The 17,869-nt window shown below is 73.2% G+C and carries 14 protein-coding genes and 2 pseudogenes; 4 read left to right on the top strand and 12 right to left on the bottom strand.

Annotated elements, in window-relative coordinates; translation table 11 throughout:
- Positions 1 to 99: 99 nt before the first annotated feature.
- The 12 genes and pseudogenes from ACFV20_RS31800 to ACFV20_RS31745 all read right to left on the bottom strand — a co-directional run bounded on the left by ACFV20_RS31800 (position 100) and on the right by ACFV20_RS31745 (position 13,433).
- Entirely contained in the window at positions 100 to 2,697 is a 2,598-nt protein-coding gene (locus ACFV20_RS31800; protein WP_385663050.1) for a VWA domain-containing protein, read from the bottom strand.
- 99 nt (positions 2,698 to 2,796) lie between these two features.
- A complete protein-coding gene (locus ACFV20_RS31795) occupies positions 2,797 to 3,318 on the bottom strand; it encodes a Pycsar system effector family protein (protein WP_385663047.1) in 522 nt (173 codons plus the stop codon).
- Entirely contained in the window at positions 3,315 to 4,610 is a 1,296-nt protein-coding gene (locus tag ACFV20_RS31790) for a hypothetical protein (protein WP_385663044.1), read from the bottom strand. Before ACFV20_RS31790 ends, ACFV20_RS31795 begins: the two co-directional genes overlap by 4 nt.
- Positions 4,607 to 7,423 (bottom strand): hypothetical protein, encoded by a 2,817-nt coding sequence (locus tag ACFV20_RS31785; RefSeq protein ID WP_385663041.1) that lies wholly within the window; start codon positions 7,421 to 7,423, stop codon positions 4,607 to 4,609. Before ACFV20_RS31785 ends, ACFV20_RS31790 begins: the two co-directional genes overlap by 4 nt.
- Positions 7,420 to 8,430 carry a hypothetical protein gene (locus tag ACFV20_RS31780; protein WP_385663039.1) on the bottom strand — a complete coding sequence of 337 codons (1,011 nt, stop codon included), beginning with the start codon at positions 8,428 to 8,430 and terminating at the stop codon, positions 7,420 to 7,422. Before ACFV20_RS31780 ends, ACFV20_RS31785 begins: the two co-directional genes overlap by 4 nt.
- A 283-nt stretch (positions 8,431 to 8,713) precedes the next feature.
- Entirely contained in the window at positions 8,714 to 9,451 is a 738-nt protein-coding gene (locus ACFV20_RS31775; RefSeq protein ID WP_385663036.1) for a Crp/Fnr family transcriptional regulator, read from the bottom strand.
- Between the two features lie 219 nt (positions 9,452 to 9,670).
- Positions 9,671 to 9,859, bottom strand: a complete 189-nt coding sequence (locus ACFV20_RS31770) for an acyl-CoA carboxylase epsilon subunit (protein ID WP_385663033.1) — start codon at positions 9,857 to 9,859, stop codon at positions 9,671 to 9,673.
- A 32-nt stretch (positions 9,860 to 9,891) separates the two neighbouring features.
- Positions 9,892 to 11,436, bottom strand: a complete 1,545-nt coding sequence (locus ACFV20_RS31765; RefSeq protein WP_385663031.1) for an acyl-CoA carboxylase subunit beta — start codon at positions 11,434 to 11,436, stop codon at positions 9,892 to 9,894.
- 24 nt (positions 11,437 to 11,460) lie between these two features.
- On the bottom strand, positions 11,461 to 11,892 hold the full coding sequence (locus ACFV20_RS31760) for a hypothetical protein (protein ID WP_385663029.1): 432 nt from the start codon (positions 11,890 to 11,892) through the stop codon (positions 11,461 to 11,463).
- 108 nt (positions 11,893 to 12,000) lie between these two features.
- Positions 12,001 to 12,795, bottom strand: coding sequence for a BTAD domain-containing putative transcriptional regulator (locus tag ACFV20_RS31755; protein WP_385663026.1), 795 nt, complete (start codon positions 12,793 to 12,795; stop codon positions 12,001 to 12,003).
- 421 nt (positions 12,796 to 13,216) lie between these two features.
- A pseudogene (locus ACFV20_RS31750) lies at positions 13,217 to 13,308 on the bottom strand.
- A gap of 33 nt (positions 13,309 to 13,341) precedes the next feature.
- Positions 13,342 to 13,433, bottom strand: a pseudogene (locus ACFV20_RS31745).
- A gap of 175 nt (positions 13,434 to 13,608) precedes the next feature.
- Here ACFV20_RS31745 and ACFV20_RS31740 point away from each other — a divergent pair.
- The 4 genes from ACFV20_RS31740 to ACFV20_RS31725 all read left to right on the top strand — a co-directional run bounded on the left by ACFV20_RS31740 (position 13,609) and on the right by ACFV20_RS31725 (position 17,868).
- The gene (locus ACFV20_RS31740; protein WP_385663023.1) at positions 13,609 to 14,604 is read left to right on the top strand and encodes a DUF2156 domain-containing protein; all 996 of its coding nucleotides are present in this window, start codon (positions 13,609 to 13,611) and stop codon (positions 14,602 to 14,604) included.
- Positions 14,605 to 14,746: 142 nt separating this feature from the next.
- Positions 14,747 to 14,911 carry a hypothetical protein gene (locus ACFV20_RS31735; RefSeq protein ID WP_385663020.1) on the top strand — a complete coding sequence of 55 codons (165 nt, stop codon included), beginning with the start codon at positions 14,747 to 14,749 and terminating at the stop codon, positions 14,909 to 14,911.
- A gap of 245 nt (positions 14,912 to 15,156) precedes the next feature.
- Entirely contained in the window at positions 15,157 to 16,260 is a 1,104-nt protein-coding gene (locus ACFV20_RS31730) for a fatty acid desaturase family protein (protein WP_385663017.1), read from the top strand.
- A gap of 183 nt (positions 16,261 to 16,443) precedes the next feature.
- On the top strand, positions 16,444 to 17,868 hold the full coding sequence (locus tag ACFV20_RS31725; RefSeq protein WP_385663014.1) for an MFS transporter: 1,425 nt from the start codon (positions 16,444 to 16,446) through the stop codon (positions 17,866 to 17,868).
- Position 17,869: the final 1 nt, after the last annotated feature.

Raw genomic sequence — 17,869 nt, 5'->3', positions numbered from 1 at the left:
CCAGGTCCCGTGGGCGGACCTGTCGTGGGGTGGTGGTGCGGGGTCCGGGCGGCCGGACCGCCTTGCGGGCGGCCCGGTCCCGGTCGTCCGCCGTCCGGTTCAGGTGGCCTCGTCGAACTCGTCGTACGAGGAACCGCCGTACGAGGAACCGCCGTACGAGGAACCCCCGTACGTGTCCCGCCCTCCCGGGTCGGACGTGTCCCTGCGGTCCGACGGCGCCGTGACGGGCGTCCGCTGCCGGGGCAGCAGGTCGGCGAGCCACCGGGGCGGTCCCGGCCGCCGGGCGGCGGGCCGCCCGCCCACGCCGCGTTCCACCCGCAGGCGGACCCGGCCTTCCAGCGGCACGTCACGGGCCAGCGGATACGACTGGTCACGCCCGTCCGGGGTGCGCAGCCGGACTCCGATCCGCGGGTCGCGCTGCACGGCGTACCGGCCGGTGGGGCACGGGTCCAGACGGGGGCTGGGGCCGTCCGGGTCGGAGACGTCGAACCGGTACCAGGGATCGCGCTTGCGGGGCACCGTCGTCTCGCTGGTCGTCCACTCCCCGGCGGCGTCGGACACGGTGAGCCGGAGCAGCAGTCCGCCCGGTGAGACGTCCTCCCGCACCTGCCTGCGGTGCCACACGAACCCGCCGAGCAGCGCGGCCAGCAGCACGGCACCGGTCACCAGCGCCCACCACCACGCGTCCCAGACCCGGTGCGGCCAGGAGGGCACCGGCGTGACGTCCACCTTCACCAGCTTCGCGGCGAGCGGCTGGGCAGCGTCGTCCGCGTCCGACACCTCCACCCGCGCGGTCAGTTCGCGCGGGCTCAGCTCTCCGCCGACGGTGAGCCGGCCGGCCCGGTCCACGGAGTCGCCGGGGGCCAGCGTGACCTCGGTGAGGGAGAGGGCGACGGCGCCCGGCTGGGTGTCCCGCAGCGAGAGGCGCAGGGTGTGCGGCCGGTCCGAGTCGTTGGACGCCAGCAGCCGGAACGGCACACTGCCGCCGGGGTGCACCTCGGCGTCGTCCACCCGGAGGCCGGCGCGTACCTCCGGGTTGGGCGAGGCGGTGCGCGTCAGGAACGGGCGGTGGTCGGCGGTGAGTCCGACGGCACCGAGCACTCCGACGGCCTTGAGCGCGCCCGTCGCCTGCCGGGGGATCGTCACGGTGCCGGTGAAGCGGCCGTCGTCGGCCTCCTTGTCGCCCCTCTGCCCGTCGTCGGCGAGCGCGAGGTCCCGGGGTGCGAAACCGTCGCCGGTCAGCCGCCCGGAGACCTTCAGCCGGCGCAGGTCCGCCGGGTCGCCGATGCCCTGCTCGTCCCGGGTCTGGAGGGTCAGTTCGACGCGGGCCTTCTCACCCGGCCGGGGCGCGGCGGGCGTCAGGACGATGGAGGAACGCACCGCACCCCGCCACTGCACGGAGACACTGGCCAGCCGCTCCCGGTGACCCTCGGGAGCGTCGAGCCGGACCTGCCAGCGGCCCGGCCGGGGATTGGTGATGCGCAGCGACTCCACCTCGCCGCCGGACCCGGCCGGCGTGAACGTCGAGCCGTCGGACCGGCTGCCGGGCTCGATCTTCCGGCCGCGCGGGTCGTAGTACGTGGCCCGCACCGCGCGGTCGCCCTTGGAGACGACGATGGTGGCGAGCGTCGCCAGCGGGGACAGCGGTACGGAGATGTCCGCCGGCGGGGTGTCCTTGCGCGGCGGGTCGGTGACCAGGCAGCGGGCCCCGGCGAAGGCACGCTGCACGGCGTCGCCCAGGGTCTGGGAGTCCGTCGCCCTGTCCGCGCGGGGGCGGGCCGCGTCGAGGGCGGTGCAGCCGCCCCGATAGCCGCCTTCCGCCATGTCCCGCAACGCGTCCATGTCGAGCTTGTCGCCGAAGCCGAGCGGCCAGATCTGCACCTTGGCGGCGCGGGCCTCGGCCAGCGCCTTGGTCAGCTCGCGACGGCCGTTCTCCTCGCGGCTCTCCTTGTCCGTTCCGTAGGAGGGGCTGTCGCTCACGTCCAGCTTGCCGTCGGTGAGCAGGAAGAGGATGCGCGGGCGGCTGCCGCCGTGTTCGCTCAGCCGGGTCACGCCCTGCCGGATCGCGTTCGGGAAGTCGGTCCCGGTGCCCTGGCCCGGGCCGCGCCGGGCCAGCCGGCGGAGGCAGTCGTCCATCTTCTCCCGGGCCACCGCGTCGAGTGCGGTGGTCGGGCACACCTCGTCCACCGGGCTCTGGTCGTCGTTGTCGGCGCTGGCGAACCCCAGGACGGTCATCCGCGACGCCGGGGAGATCTCCCCGACCGCGATCCGTCCGGCGGCGTCCCGCTCCCGCTCCACGTCGGCCGCGCTCAGACTGCTGGACTCGTCCACCGCGACGGCCAGGTCCACGGCGTCCGTGGCGTCCGACGCGGCCGGGGCGAGCGGCGTGGACGGCGCCGTCCCGCCGAGCGCGGCCGGCCCGAGCAGCAGCAGCGCCAGCACAGCGGCGGTCCGCCGGGCCCCGGACAGCGCCCGGCGTCGGGCGGGCGCTGTCCGGCGCGCCCCGTCCGGCGCGCGGGCGCCGGACGCGGCACGGGCGTCAACCCCATCACGGTGCGTGGCGGTTGCCGTACCGGCGTCGTACGTCGTGCGGGGGTCGGACGCCGTACGTCCCCCTCGTCCCCGTGCCGCGCGCCTCGGGCCGCCGCGCACCGGTGCGGTGTCGTATGCGTCCATGTCGTCCCCCTCAGATGTCATGTGATAGCCGTAGATGTCGGGCGTGCGGGGCCAGTGCGGGCCCGCGTGCGCCCCCGGTGCCGGTGGCCGGTGCCGTCGTCTGCACCCGGCGCGCCGGGATCAGCCGAGCAGCAGCCCGGCGGTCGCCGACAGCGCCCCCGGAACCAGCCAGATCGCTCCCCAGCGGATGCACCGGTACTTCCGGACGAGGATGTGGCTGTGATCCACGGCCTGGGTCAGCAGCCAGGCCGTGACGTCCTCGCCCGCTTTTCCGACCGCCTCCGCCACGCCGCCCGTCCCGGTCGCCGCGTGCACCGCGACGACGTCGGCGAAGAAGGTGATGCCGGGTCCCACCCGCTCAGTTCCGCCGTGCGGAAGCACCGCTCGAACGAGTGAAACGGACCCCGCCAGCCACATCAGCAGTCCTGCCACGACCAGCACCAGCCACAGCACGGAGGGCCGGTCCGGCGGGCGCTGTCCCACCCCCGCCACCAGGGGCGGCACGCTCAGGGTCACCGACAGCAGCACCGACGCCTTGACGTCCGCCCGCCCGGTGTCCTCGCGGACCGTGGCGAGCAGCCGCTCGGCGACGTACCGCGCCTCGGGGAGTGCGGCCGTCGGCGTGCTCGGTGCGGCCGTCATCGTCCGCCGCCCGGGTCCCCGTCCGACGGGTCGCCCCAGATGTCGTCGTCCTCGCCGGTCCCGTCACCGGACCCGGCACCGGACGCGCACTCCGTCGCGGACTCCGCGCGCCCGGCACCTGAGGACGCTCCGCCGTACGCGTGCGCGTAGCCGTGGCCGTCGAGGTGCGCGTACGTGCCGTGCGCGTACGTGTCGTGCGCGTCCCGCACCGCCGCGGGGCCGGTCTCGTACGCGACGACCTCCTGCGGCTCGCCCCACCAGTCGTCCTCCTCCGGGCGCGACGGCCCGGCGGTCCGCGCCGTCCCGCGCTCCGGGGTGTCGTACGCGTCCGCGTCCCCGGCCGCCGGGGTGTCCGGCCAGTCCTGACGGGCCGCTGCGGTCGCGGCCGGGGCCACGGGTGCGGGCGGCAGCGCGGCAAGGGGCTCCAGCGCCGGGGGCGAGAGCTGCCCGGCCGCCTGGCCGGGCAGCACCATCCGGCGGATGTAGGCGTCCAGTTCGGGGGTGTTGACCCGCCCCTCGTGCGCCATCCGGACGAGGAACTCGCGGTTGGCGCGCTGCTCCTCGGCCTGGCTCTCCAGCATCATCTTCACCAGCCGGCCGACCTCGGCGGTGCCGCCGGACGCCATCAGATAGGCGTACTTCTCCGCGTCGGTGCCGTGCGCGATCGCCGCGAATCCCCGGAAGCGGGCGCTCACGCGCTGGGCCTCCGCTTCGTCCTTGCGGGACTGGCTGACGAAGCCGATCTGCGTGCGGTCGGTGCCGACCTCGACGAACACCTTGGTGCGCAGCCCCACCTCCCGGCCGAGGTCGGCCCAGTGGCCCGCCTCGATGTCCTGCCGGACGGCCTGGTTGGCCTCGTGCGCCTGGTCCACGGAGTACCGGCTGGTGACGCCCTGGAGGCGGTCCACGATCTCGGGGCCCAGATCCTCCTCGACGCTGAACAGGCGCTTCTCCACGACCAGCCGGTAGTCGACGACTTCCCAGCGCAGCTTCACCCGGGTCTCGAAGAAGGTCGCCGAGCCGTGCGCGGGCAGCTTCAGCGCGAACGAGGTCGTGTGCCGCCCGCAGGCGACCTCGCAGACACTGCTCGGCCGGGACCACCGGCTGATCCGGTCGCGGTGGTCGGCGCCCCGCGCGGTGATCACGCTGTGCCCGCCGTCCTGGTAGTAGAGCACGGAGGCCACCTGCGCGCCCATGTGCCTGAACCCCCGTCCCTGCACCTTCCGTTCGTGCAGGAACGGCCCGGCCAGGTTCTCCGGGATGACCAGTTCCTCTTCCTGTCCCGCCGTCACCTCTGCTCCTCCCCCCGGCCGCTGCGGCCGCGTCCCGCCGCCGCCATCGCGGCCACCACATGGCGGGCGAAGGCGGCGGTCATCGGTTCCTCCGGTGCGTCCACCATCAACCGCAGCAGCCAGCGCAGCCGTTCGGCGTCCCGACGGTCGCGGATCATCCGGGGCAGCAGCCACAGCAGCGCCTGAAGGATCTCCCCGGGCCGTCCGGTGGTGCCGTCGGCCGGTTCCTCTCCGGCCGCCTGCTCGAACACATAGGTGCGGCCCGCCCGTCCGGGGAGCACGGCGTCCGCCTCGGCGGCCCGCAGCCAGGTCGCCAGCCCCTCTGTCGCGGCCTCGTGCGACAGCCGGTTCGCCAGCGACCGCCACAGCAGGTCGGCCAGCGGCTCGGCCGCGCTCTCCACCGTCACGGCCACGGCCGGCACGAGCGGCCAGTGCCCACGCCGGGCCAGTTCCGCGTCGGTCACCTCGACCGACGCGCGCGGCACCGGCGGCCGTTCGTCCTGCCCGGTCCGGGCGTGCTGTCCGGCACCGCCCGGCTGTCCCGGCACTCGGCCCGCGAGCCGCACTCCACCCGGCCCCCACACCCGGCTGACGGACTCCGGCACGGACGTGGCGGCGTCCTCGGGCGGCGCGCCGGGGCCGTCGCTCTCCTCCGCCTGCCACATGTCGTCGGTCCGCGCGCAGAACAGCCGTACGGCACAGAGCATCGCCAGGTTCAGCTGCTCGGCGGAGCCGTTCTCGGACCACTCGCGCAGCACGGTGGCCGCCTCCCCGGCACGACTGCCGGCCACCAGCCGGGTTGCGCCGTACGAGGCGACGAGCGACTGGGCGCCCTCGTCCCGGCCGCCGATGCGGCACAGCAACTCCATGGCCTGCCGGGTGTCGTCCATGACGCGGCCGGAGCCGAGGGCCAGCGCCGCCGTCCAGCGCAGGGCCGGCACGGGGGCGTCCGCCCAGTCCGCGACCACGCCGCGCACCGCCGACCGGTACGGCTCGCGGCCGGCGGCCTGGGAGAGCGCGGTCGCGGCGAAGAAGCGGCGCCGGGTGTCCTTGGCCGCCGACAGCGGCCGGATCAGCTCCGCGAAGCCGTATCCGAGGTCGGCGGTGGCGAGTTCGCCGGCCACTACGGCGGCGCGCACCCAGACCTGCGGTCGCGGGTCGACCGCCAGCTCGCGCAGCCAGCGCGCCACCGGACCGCGCGCCGCGTGATGCCGGTGCCAGACCTCGGCCAGCACCGAGCCCGCCAGTGCCGTGCCCCGGTAGGCGACCGTGCGGACCGGCACGGGCACCCCGCCCACCGACTCCTCCTCGCCGGTGCGCACCTCGGCCCGACAGGCGGCGAGCAGCCCCTCCAGGTCCTCGGCGAACACCGGCCGCCCGTGCGCCCGCCCGGGTGTCCGTACGGCGAGGATCTGCTGGGCGAGAAGTTCGGCGGCGTCGGCGACCGAGCTGACCGCCTCCCCGTCGAGCACCGCGAGCGCGATCCGGAACGAGGCCTCCCGCACCCGGGCCGCGGCGGTGTCCCCCGGCCCGTCCGCACCGGCCGGGGTGGGCTCGGGCGCCGTGGGCAGCGGGTCGGCGATCCCGGTGAACCACTCGCGGGCCTGGCGGCGGGCGATCTGGCCGCAGGCGTCCAGGAGTGCATCCCGGCTCAGCTCGCCCCGCACATGCCGGGCCACCTGTTCCGCGACCAGCTCGGTCTCCGACGGCCGCAGCGCCTCCGGGAGGATGCCCAGCGCGTCCAGGAACAGCGGGTGCTTCAGGATCTGTTCGCCGCGGCCCAGGGCGTCCGGGTCCGGGCAGTCCGCGAGGTGGCGTACGAGCTGCCATTCCAGCAGTTCCCCGGCGGGTGCCGGCGGGCAGGCCACTCCGTAGCGCCCTGCCAGCAGATGCCCGGCGGGTGAGGAGGGGGAGACGACCAGCACCGCGTACGCCCCCTTCGCGGCGAGCCCCGCGGCCAGCGCATCGAGGTGGAGCTCCTGCGGCGGAGTGAAGTCGTCCGCGCTCTCGGGCACTTGGACCAGCAGACCGCCGCCGTCCAGCACACCCGCCGCCACCGCGCCCGGGTCGGCGGAGAGCAGCCTCAAGTCGGACGGGGCGAGCCGGGTGACGCGGCCCCGGACGAGGACTCCGGTGCCCCTCCGGCCGTCGGGCAGCGCCCCCTCGGGTAGGGGGTCCCCGGCGCCGGGCGCCAGGTCGCGCACGGCGGTGGTGACCTCGTCCAGCAGGCAGAGCCCGGTGGTGAGGCGGCCCGTGCCGGGCGGGCCGCCCAGCACCAGCACCCGGCGCCCGCGCAGCACCCGCTTGAGCGTGGGGTAGCCCGCCGGGGCCCGGTAGATCTGGCGCAGCCGGTCCAGCTCGTCCTCGGGCACGTCCCCGAAGACCGGCGCCGTCGTGTCCCGGGCGCCTATGTAGACGTCGCCGAAGTGGGCGCGGTCGAAGCTGGTCCGGTCGAAGACGCTGCTGTTGCCCCGGATGTCGAACCGGGCCTGCGCTGCGCGCTGGACCCGGGCCGCCGCGCGGGCCTCGCCCGGCACCCCCGAGTCGGCCAGGGGGTCTCGGGTCGCCTCCCGGAAACGCTCCTTCTGCTCCCGCCGCTCCGCGCGCTCGGCCTCGTCCGCCCGGTCCCGGCCGCCGCCGTCCCGCCCCGCCTCCCCGTCGGCGTCCTTGCCGGAACCCCGGCCGGGCCGCCGTTCGCCGTCCTGCCATGCCGGTTCGTCCCCGGCCTGCCACTGGTCCGGCCCCGGGGGAGCGCCCCCGCTGCCTTCGGCTCCGGAACCCCGGGCGCCCTCGAGCTCGCCGTCGTCGCTCAACGTGAGCCCCCTGCAGAGCCGTTGTCATCCCGCGGGCTCCGGCTGTCGGTCGGGGCGTCGCGGTCGGCGTTCCGTCGCCCGCCGTCGGGCGTGGGGCCGTTCGTCGCCCCTCCGTCTCCCGGCGCCCTGTCGCCGCTCGGCCAGTCCTCCGGGGCCGCGCCCGCGCCGCCCCCGAAGTGGACCGGTGCCTGGAAGGTCGCCCGGTCCTGGACGACGTTGGTGCCGCCCTGCACCTTGATGTCCCAGTGGGCACCGGAACCGGTGTCCATCGGCCACGCTTCCGCCTCGGGCGCCCTCCGGCCCCCGTGGGCGGAGGGCCGGCCGGCCGGGGCCGGAGCGGCATGCCCCGGATCCCTCGCCGGCAGGCGGCCCTCCGCCTCGGCTCCCGTGGAGGCGCCGCCCCCGTTCTCCCCCGAAGGCGCGTCCACGGGAAGCGTGTCGAACCCTTCGTCACCCGGCACTCGGGGCCGAGCCTCGCCCGGCACGTGGAACCACGCGGTGACCGGGCCCTCCTTCAGTGCGACCCGGGCCGCGCGGTACGCGGAGGGCTCCACGAACCGCCCGCCGTGCCGGACCACTTCGTGGTGCAGCGAGTCGGAGACCACGAGGACGAGATCGCGCCCCGAGCGCTCCAGCACCGTCCGTGTGACCGGTGAGTCCGCCAGCCGGCAGACCAAGTCCATCGCATGGCCCGACAGTCCTTCCTCGTCGTGCTCCACGGGACCCACGTGCAGTCCGACGCGCAGCCCGAGCCGGCGTGCCAGGTCCTCGTTGCCCGACCGCTGCCGCTGGTGCAGCTCCGCCAGCCAGGTGCCGAGCAGCCGGACCGGTGGGATGCGTGCGTCCACGGCGGCGATGAACCCGTCGCCCCGGTCCTCCAGATGGAGCATGGACTTCGCCACGCCCGTCGCCGCGAAGGACGCTTTGGCCAGGTCGTAGATCCGAGCGCGCATCCGCCGCTTCGCGCCGTCGAGGTAGCTGCCCGAACCTCTGGTGTCTACGCTCATCAAGGTCTTGTAGACGGCTCCGTCAGCCATCTGCCCACCCCCCTGTCGTGCAGTGACCGACCGTCAGCATGGCGGCTCGCGCCGGCCCGCGATGTGGTCGTTTACACATCCGGTGGCATCACATGGATCGCGTGCCGAAAACGCGCGCCTTGCAAGCTGTTCCGTTCTGCTCCCCGCACTCCAACGCAACCGTGCGTAAACCTTGACAAAGGCGCATTTGCGAGGTTATGGGAGGAGGTGCCTGCTGGAGGGACCGGGAACTGGCAGCCGCACGAAAAACCGCTCAGGGCGCCGGGAATCCGATGTTCCCGCCGGCCGCCAGCAGGTGCAGCGCGTCGTGGTCGATCAGCTCGATGCGGCGGGGCCTGGTCCGGACGACACCGGCGGTCCGCAGTAGCCGCAGCGACTTGGCGACGGCCTCGCGGGTGGCGCCCACGGCGTCCGCGAGATCGTGCTGGGCGAACTGTGCGAGCACCGGGAACTCGTCCCCGGGCCCGCCCGCGCCCCGCGTGCCCGCCCGGCCGGAGGCCACCCGCTGAAGTTCCCCCAGTTCCAGCAACCGCCCGGCCACCCGCTGAATGACGGTCAGGGAGGCAAGCGTGCGCCGCTCCTCGTCGGCGGTGCGCAGCCGGGAGACGAGCTGGGCCATGAGCAGCGCCGACACCTCCGGGTCGCGCCCGGCGAACGCACGGAACCGGGTGCCGGGCACCACCAGGGAACGTACCGGACCCAGCGCGGTGACGGTGGCGCTGCGCGCGATCCCACCCAACGCGGCCATCTCGCCCACGAGTTCACCGCGCCGGCGCAGCGCCAGGATCAGTCGGGCGGAAGACCGGTCGGTCGCCGTGGACACCACGGCCCACCCCTCCAGCAGCACCAGAACGTGGTCGCTGTCGTCCTGTTCCAGCAACAGATGCTCGTCCGGCCGGAAGGTCCGCTCGACACTGATCCGGAAGAGATCCTTCCGTGCTTCGGCGCTGAGGACATCGAGAAACGTGCGGTCCTGCACCACCAGAGCCATGAATCCGTCGCTTCCGGCAGAGGCCGGGAATGGTCCGGCCGAGGGGCCCGAGAAGGAATGAAGCGGATGGGACCTGCCACTGTACCCGCGACCCCGTCCGGAAGAGCGGCCTGAGCCCTCCTCGTGGAAACCGAGGGTGCCCGTGTCCCGGCAGCGCCGAAGCGCTGGACCGGCCGCCTCGGGGGAGGGGGCCGGCCCAGCGCTTCGGCGCGTCACCGCTCAGGGCGACTGCCAGCTGTGCGGGGCGTGGAAGGGGTGGGGGCGCCAGGTGGTGGTGCCGGGGGTGGACGCCTGCGCGTCGACGCCGGCCCGGGCGGCACGGCTGAGCAACAGGGCCGCGAGGGCAGCCAGTTCCTCGTCCGTGGCCTGGCCCTTCTCGATGCGGATGGGGGGCGGGGGAGTGAGCATGGGACCTCCGTCACTGTGGGGCGGCCGTGCCGTCACTGAGGGGGGTTGCCGTGCTTGCGGGCGGGGTGGTCGGCGTGCTTGGTGCGCAGCATCGCCAGTGAACGGATGAGGATCTCGCGGGTGTCGGCGGGGTCGATGACGTCGTCGACCAGGCCCCGCTCGGCCGCGTAGTAGGGGTGCATCAGCTCCGCCTTGTACTCCTTGACCAGCTCGGCCCGCGTGGCTTCGGGGTCGTCGGCCTCGGCGATCCGGCGGCGGAAGATGACGTTGGCGGCGCCCTCGGCGCCCATGACCGCGATCTCGTTGGTGGGCCAGGCATAGGTGAGGTCGGCGCCGATGGACTGGCTGTCCATGACGATGTAGGCGCCGCCGTAGGCCTTGCGCAGGATCAGGGAGATCCGCGGCACCGTGGCGTTGCAGTAGGCGTACAGCAGTTTGGCGCCGTGGCGGATGATGCCGCCGTGCTCCTGGTCGACGCCGGGCAGGAACCCGGGGACGTCCAGGAGGGTGACGATCGGGATGCTGAAGGCGTCGCACATCTGCACGAAGCGGGCGGCCTTCTCGCTGGCCTCGATGTCCAGGACACCGGCGAGCACCCGGGGCTGGTTGGCGACGACGCCCACCACCTGCCCGTCCAGCCGGGCCAGCGCGCAGATGATGTTGCGCGCCCAGCGCTCGTGGACCTCCAGGTACTCGCCGTCGTCGACGATCTCCTCGATGACCTCGGCCATGTCGTAGGGCCGGTTGCCGTCCGCCGGGACCAGGTCGGCGAGGGTGTCGCAGCGACGGTCGGGCGGGTCGTCGCACGGCACCGCGGGCGGGTTCTCCCGGTTGTTCTGCGGGAGCAGGGACAGGAGGTAGCGGACCTCCTGGATGCAGGTCTCCTCGTCGTCGTAGGCGAAGTGGCAGACGCCGCTGGTCTCGGCGTGCACGTCCGCGCCGCCGAGGCCGTTCTGGGTGATCTCCTCACCGGTGACCGCCTTGACGACGTCCGGTCCGGTGATGAACATCTGCGACGTCTCGCGGACCATGAACACGAAGTCGGTGAGGGCGGGGGAGTAGGCGGCACCTCCGGCGCACGGGCCGAGCATCACCGAGATCTGCGGGATGACACCGGACGCCCGGGTGTTGCGCTGGAAGATGCCGCCGTAGCCGGCGAGCGCGGTGACGCCCTCCTGGATGCGGGCGCCGGCGCCGTCGTTGAGGGAGACCAGCGGTGCACCGGCCGCGATGGCCATGTCCATGATCTTGTGGATCTTGGTGGCGTGGGCCTCGCCCAGCGCACCGCCGAAAATCCGGAAGTCGTGGGCGTAGACGAACACCGTGCGGCCCTCCACCGTGCCCCAGCCGGTGATCACACCGTCCGTGTACGGCTTCCTGGCCTCCAGACCGAATCCGGTCGCCCGGTGCCGGCGCAGCTGCTCGACCTCGCGGAACGAGCCCTCGTCCAGCAGCAGGCCGATGCGCTCGCGCGCGGTCAGCTTGCCCTTGGCGTGCTGCGCCTCGGTCGCCTTCTCACTCGGGCCGGCCAGCACCTGGCGGCGTATCGTGGCGAGCTCCTCGACCTGGGACCTCATGTCTCCCCCTGAGCGAACGGGACGTCAGTTGCCGAGCCGGCGCAGGCCGTTCATCTGGAGCACGGCGAAGGCCGCGACCACGACCGCCTGGAGCGGGGTCCAGACCGTGCCCACGGTGTTCGGGTCCAGCCAGCCGAAGACCACGGCGGCCACGCTCGCGACCGCCCACAGCAGGTTCGCCTCGATGACCACCTTGGTGGCCGTGGTGGACGGCACCGGACGGGCGGCCAGCACGGCGACCAGCGCGCCGTAGACGGTGAGGAACACGCCGATGCCGCGGAGGAAGCCGCTGTCGAGGCCGAGCAGGTCCCCCACCGGGCCCGCGGCGAACAGGTAGATGAGGCCGTTGCCACCGGTGACGACGGCGTCGAGGCCGAGGAAGAGACGTAACGGACGCGCGGCCTCCGTGCGCCCCTGGGTCGTCACGGCGAGGGCCGGCGACTGGCTCGTGGTCATGTGGTTCTCCAAAGGTCGGGGGGCGGTTTCCACTTCCGATCCGGATCGTTCCAGGCAGTGCTGACCAGCGGCTGACGTGCCGCTTACGCGGCGTCGGGACCGGTGGCCTCAGGTGAGCTGGAGCAAGGGGGTGCGCACCTCGCCGGACAGGGCCGGGTCGTGGGAGAGGATGGCGCTCTCGACCTGCCGCAGCGCGGGGGAGGGCTCGATGCCGAGTTCGTCGGCGAGGTGGCGGCGCATACGGCGGAACACGTCCAGGGCGTCGGCCTGGCGGCCCGCGCAGTACAGGGCGATCATCAGCTGCTCGCAGAAGCGTTCCCTGAGGGGGTGGCTCGTGTGGGTCTCGGCGAGTTCGGCCAGGACGGCGGCGTGGCGGCCGAGCCGCAGTTCGGCGTCGAAGCGGAGCTCCATGGCCCGCATGCGGTACTCCTCGTAGCGGGCGCCGGCGAGCTGGCACAGGGTTCCGCCGGTGAAGCCGCCGAAGACCGGCCCCCGCCACATGGCCAAAGCCTGCCTGAGTAACCGGGCCGCCTCCTCCGGTGAGCCCGAGCCGAGGGTCTCGGCCTGGCGGACCGTCCTGACGAACTCGGCGGCGTCCAGCTCCCCCTCGGCGACCGTCAGGCGGTAGCCCGAGGGGTGGATGGTGACGCGTGAGGTGGTGCGGTCGGGTTCCAGGCCGCGCAGCTTGCGGCGCAGCCGGCTGACGTGGGCCTGCAGGGCGTTGGCCTGGTTGTCCGGGGCGCCCTCGCCCCACATCTCCTCGACCAGCGCCTCACCGGAGACCGACTGGCCCTCGCTGACCAGCAGCGTCTGGACGAGGGTCCGTTGCAGATCGCCGGAGATCTCGGCCGGCCCCGACGCGGTGCGGATCTGCAGTGCCCCGAGGATCGAGAACCTCAGCATGTTTCCCCCTTGGCGATCAGTGCGGCAGAGAGTGGTCGGGGGGCCGGTCGCGGCAGTCCGTCTCTGCGGCCGAGGCCGCGTGGCGGTCTCCCGGCCGGCTTCCGTCCCGGGGTTTCCTCCCGACTTCATCCTGGCACAGAATAATTCCTTTGGGAAGGTATTTTTCTGCTGAACGAGTCCAAGTGATGCCGACAAGGGTGCTGACCTGTGTGTTTGTCGGGCAGTCGAGGTCAAGCGGAAGGGTGGGGTGGGGGCGTCGGACGTGCCTGCGCCCCGGCGCACCGCCTCGTGCCGGGCGGTGCGCCGGGGCGCGTGTGTCCGCCGGCGCGGGGGATCACCGACGGTGCGTGCGGCACCGGGGCCGTGCGGCCGGTGGGGCGGGGCCGCGCCAGAAGCCGGGCGCCGGGGCGTGTGCGATGGGCGGAGAGGGCAGGATTCGAACCTGCGTGGGCTTTTGGGCCCGACCGTGAGATTGCTCTCTGGTCCCCGATGAGCCGCTCCGGGCACCTCTCCTTGTGTGGCCGTTGGTGTGTGGCCGTGTTTTCGCGGAGAGGGCAGGATTCGAACCTGCGTGGGCTTTTGGGCCCGACCGTGAGATCGCTCTCTGGTCCCCGATGAGCCGCTCCGGGCACCTCTCCTCGTTCCCGGCTTCCGGTCTCCCGTGCCGTTCACGAGAACAACATTGGCAGGGTGGCCTGACAAAGCGCTGACGTTTCTCTGACTCGATCCGAGAATTCCCGTCCGGTCTTTTCCCGCACGCGCCCTCGATGCTCTACTCGGGACGACGGAAAACGCTCCCGAAAGGGGAAAACAATGACCGTGACCGCCACGGACAACCCGGTTCTCGAGGCGATACGCACGCATACGTCGAGCGAGAACCCCAGCGCGTTCCTGGCCCTCAACAGCGGAAATGACGTCTTCACACTGCCCGGTGCCGACGGCGTCGTGGTGTACCGCCGCACGGGCCGGTTCGCCGTCCAGTTCGGCGGCCCCTTCGCCGCCCCCGACGCCTACGCCCCTCTACTGGAGGCCTTCCGCCGGCACGTCCGCGACGAGGGCCGCACCCTGGTCGGCATCCAGCTCCAGCGTGCCGACGCCGAGCACTACGCCCGCCGCGGCTTCACCGTCAACCAGGTCGGCGCCTCCTGGGCCGTCGGCCTGCCGGACTTCACACTGCGGGGCACCCGCTTCATGCAGCTGCGCAACAAGATCTCCCGGGCCCGCCGCAACGGCCTGGTCGTCCAGGAGGTCCCCGCCGAGGACTGGCGGGACGCGATCGCCGCCATCGACCGGGCCTGGCTCGGCTCCAAGGGCGGCGCCCAGCAACTGGAGTTCCTGGTCGGCCAGATCGGCGGACCGGCCCAGGCACACCGCCGGCTGTTCACCGGCACCATCGACGGCAACCCGGTGGCGTACATCTCCTACTCGCCGGTGTACGGGGGGCGGGCCGGCTGGATGCACGACCTGAGCCGGCGCGTCCCGGACGGTTCCCCGGGACTGATGGAGGCCATCAACGCGACCGCCATCGAGGTGTTCCGTTCGGAGGGCGTCGAGTGGCTGCACTTCGGCTTCACCCCGTTCACCGGCCTCGACGCCGGCCACGAGATCGACGGCCACAGCCCGGCGTTCCAGTGGCTGATGCACGCCCTGTGGGCCGAGGGGGCCGCGCTGTACCCGGCACAGACCCAGCTGTCGTACAAGCAGAAGTGGGCTCCGGACGTGGTCATCCCGGAGTACGTCGCCTTCGACGGCCCGCAGGCCTCGCTGGCGTCCTTCGCCCACGTTTTCCGTGCCTGCAAGGCGTTCTGACGAGCTGTCACTTGCCGCGCACGCGGCGGGGCACTCCGGACCGACCGTGCCCGCAGCGGGGCCCGGCGTCGCCGTGCGCCCCGGGCCGGACCCTCGCACCGCCCTCCCGCACCACCCGCCCTACGGAACAGGAGAACCAGCGATGAGCGACAACGCACCCGACACCAGCACCGAAGTCCTCCAGCACACCGTGGTCGAGCGGCTGATGGCCGTCATCGGCGCGCCCGACGACGAGGACGTGGCGCGCGACGCGGACGCCGCCGTCCTGGTGCTCGACGACCGTCTGCGCGCCGAGTCCGCCGCCTGAGGGCCGCCGCCGATCAGACCGGCATCAGTGGCACATCAGCGCGGCGCAGCACGCTGGACACGTGTTCGTCCGGTGGTCCCCCGGCGGAGTACCGCACTGTGCTCCGGCGCCTCCGGACCACCGGGCGGGCACGCCCGCGCGTTCCCGACCGCCCGCGGGAGCACTGTCGACTCGCGGCGCCCGCAGGTCCGCGGGGCAGCGGCGCCGCCGCCCGAACCGGGCACTTCTCCCAAGGAGAGCAACGCATGCAGCGTCCGCACACACAAGAAGCCGGGGCAGCAGCCGCCTCCGCGGCCGGCCCGCGCACCGGCGCCTCGGCGACGTTCGCCGAGCTCCTCAAACGCGTCAAGGCGGAAGGTCTCCTCGACCTCGACCCGCGCTACTACGTGGGCCGTCTCGCGCTCAACACCACCTTGCTGCTGATCGGATTCGCCGCGTTCTTCGCCCTGGGCGACTCCTGGTGGCAGCTGCTGACGGCCCTGTGGATGGGGCTGTGCGGCGGCCAGTCGGCGTTCATGTGGCACGACGCCGGACACAAGGCCATGTTCCGCAGCAAGAAGGCCGCCTCCGCCGTCGGCTACCTCCACGCCAACCTCGTCAACGGGGTCAGCTACGGCTGGTGGGTCAACCACCACAACCGGCACCACAGCAACCCCAACCACCTGGACAAGGACCCCGACATCGGCCGGCGCACCGTCATCTTCGACGTCAAGCAGTACCCCAGCCGGCGGGGCACGCAGAAGTTCGTCGTGCGTCACCAGAGCGTGCTGTTCTTCGTGCTGCTCGTCCTGGAGGGCTTCAAGATGCTCCGGACGGCCGTGGTGTCCATCGCGCAGGGCAAGACCAAGCGGCCCGTGCTGGAGTCGTTCCTGATCGTGCTGCGCGCCGCGGTCTACGGCGCTCTGGTCTTCACGGTGCTCTCGCCGGTCCTCGCCGTCGCGTTCATCCTCGTGCAGCACGCCGCGCTGGGCGTCTACTTCGGCATGATCTTCGCCCCGAACCACAAGGGCATGGACGTCCGCGACGGTGAGGAGGAGACCCTGGACTGGCTGGAGCGCCAGGTCCTCACCTCCCGCAACATCCGCCCGAACCCGGTGGTCGACTTCCTCTACGGCGGCCTCAACTACCAGGTCGAGCACCATCTGTTCCCGGCCATGCCGCAGAAGCACCTGCCGCGCGCCCGGGAACTGACCCGCGCCTACTGCGCCGAGCGCGGGGTGCCGTACCACGAGGTCGGCTTCTGGGCGTCCTACCGGGAGGTCGCCTCCTACCTGCACGAGGTCAGTGAGCCGGTACGGGCCGGGACCGTGGAGGAGGAGATCAGGCGCCGGGCAGCCCAGGCGGCCTGACCCGCCCCGCGCCCCTCGGTCGCCGCCGGTCCGGGACTCCCCCCACGCTCCGGTCCCGCACGGCCCCCGCACCCCCCACGCGTCCACAGCCCGGCCCCGGGCCGCACGCCCGGGCCCGCCGTCGGCCCGGGCGGTTGCCTCACCGGAGCCCCTGAGATCCAGGAGTCCAAGGAGAGCCTCCCCATGTCCCAGACCACCACGGTGACGGGCGGTGTCACCGCTCCCGCCGCGATCGGGGTCCGCCTGGACCGCATGCCGATCACCCCGATGCACCGAAGACTCACCATGGTCATCGGCATCGGCCTGCTCTTCGACACGTTCGAGAACAACCTCTCGGGCACCATCGCCAAGGTGCTCCAGAGCGACTTCGCCTTCGGGGCGACCGAGCTCAAACTCGTCCTGGCCTCGGTGTTCATCGGCCAGTTCATCGGCTCGCTGGTGCTCGGCCGGATCGCCGACCGGTTCGGCCGGCGCCGGGCCTTCCTGATCAACCTCGCCCTCTACTCGGGCTTCTCCCTGCTGGGCGCCTTCTCGCCGAACGCCGTCTGGCTGATCGTCACCCGCTTCATGGCCGGCGTCGGCATCGGTGCCGAACAGGTGCTGTCCGACTGCTACCTGGCCGACGTGCTGCCCGCCAAGCGGCGCGGCCGGTACATCGCCTGGGCCTACACCGTCGCCTTCTGCGGGGTGCCCGCCGTCGGCTTCGCCGCGCTGTGGCTGGTGCCGCTGTCCCCGCTGGGCATCGACGGCTGGCGCTGGCTGTTCGTGATCGGGTCGCTGGGCTCCGCCGTGGTGTGGGTGCTGCGGCGCCGGCTGATCGAGTCGCCGAGGTGGCTGGCCGCCCAGGGCCGCACCGAGGAGGCCGAACTGCTGGTGGCCGAGATGGAGAGGCAGGCCTACCCGGACCGTCCCGCGACGGTTCGCCCGGTGGCCGCGGACACCGCCGGACCGGAGGAACCGGCCGCGGTGCGCCACCGTGTGCGCGACGTGTTCGGCCGCGGCATGCGGCGCCGCACGGTGGTGCTGTGGATCTTCTGCGTGCTGTCCGTGGTCGGCTACTACGGTTTCGGCACGCTGGCCCCCCAGATCGTCGCGGCCAAGGGCTACGGCATCGTCGCGGGCATCGGCTTCACCGCGCTGTCCTTCCTGGGCTACCCGGTCGGTTCCGCGCTGGCCCTGCCGATCGTCGACCGGTTCGAGCGCCGGACGCTGGTCGCGGCCTCCGCGGCGGCGATGATGGTGGCCGGCCTCGGCTTCGCCTACGCCGGATCCCCCGCACTCATCGTGGCGTTCGGCTTCGTCTACACCCTGTGCAGCAACGTCTTCTCCAGCGTCTCGCACGTGTACCTCTCCGAGCAGTATCCGACCGCGATCCGCGCCACCGCGTCCGGCGTCGCCTACTCGCTGTCCAAACTCAGCGCCGCCGCGCTGCCGTTCGTCCTGCTGCCGGTCCTGGACGCGCACGGTCCCGGTGCCCTGTTCGGGGTCATCGCCGCGGCGATGGCGGCCCTGGCGGCGACCGTTGTGCTGCTGGGCGAACGCACCACCGGGGCTCCGGTCGACGGCGTCCCCGGCCCCCCGACCACCCCTGTGACGAAGAGGAGCTGAC

The sequence above is a fragment of the Streptomyces sp. NPDC059696 genome (assembly GCF_042733745.1).
Taxonomy (GTDB): domain Bacteria; phylum Actinomycetota; class Actinomycetes; order Streptomycetales; family Streptomycetaceae; genus Streptomyces.
Note: the sequence above shows the minus strand (reverse complement) of the source record. Positions and strands in the feature narration are given on the sequence as shown.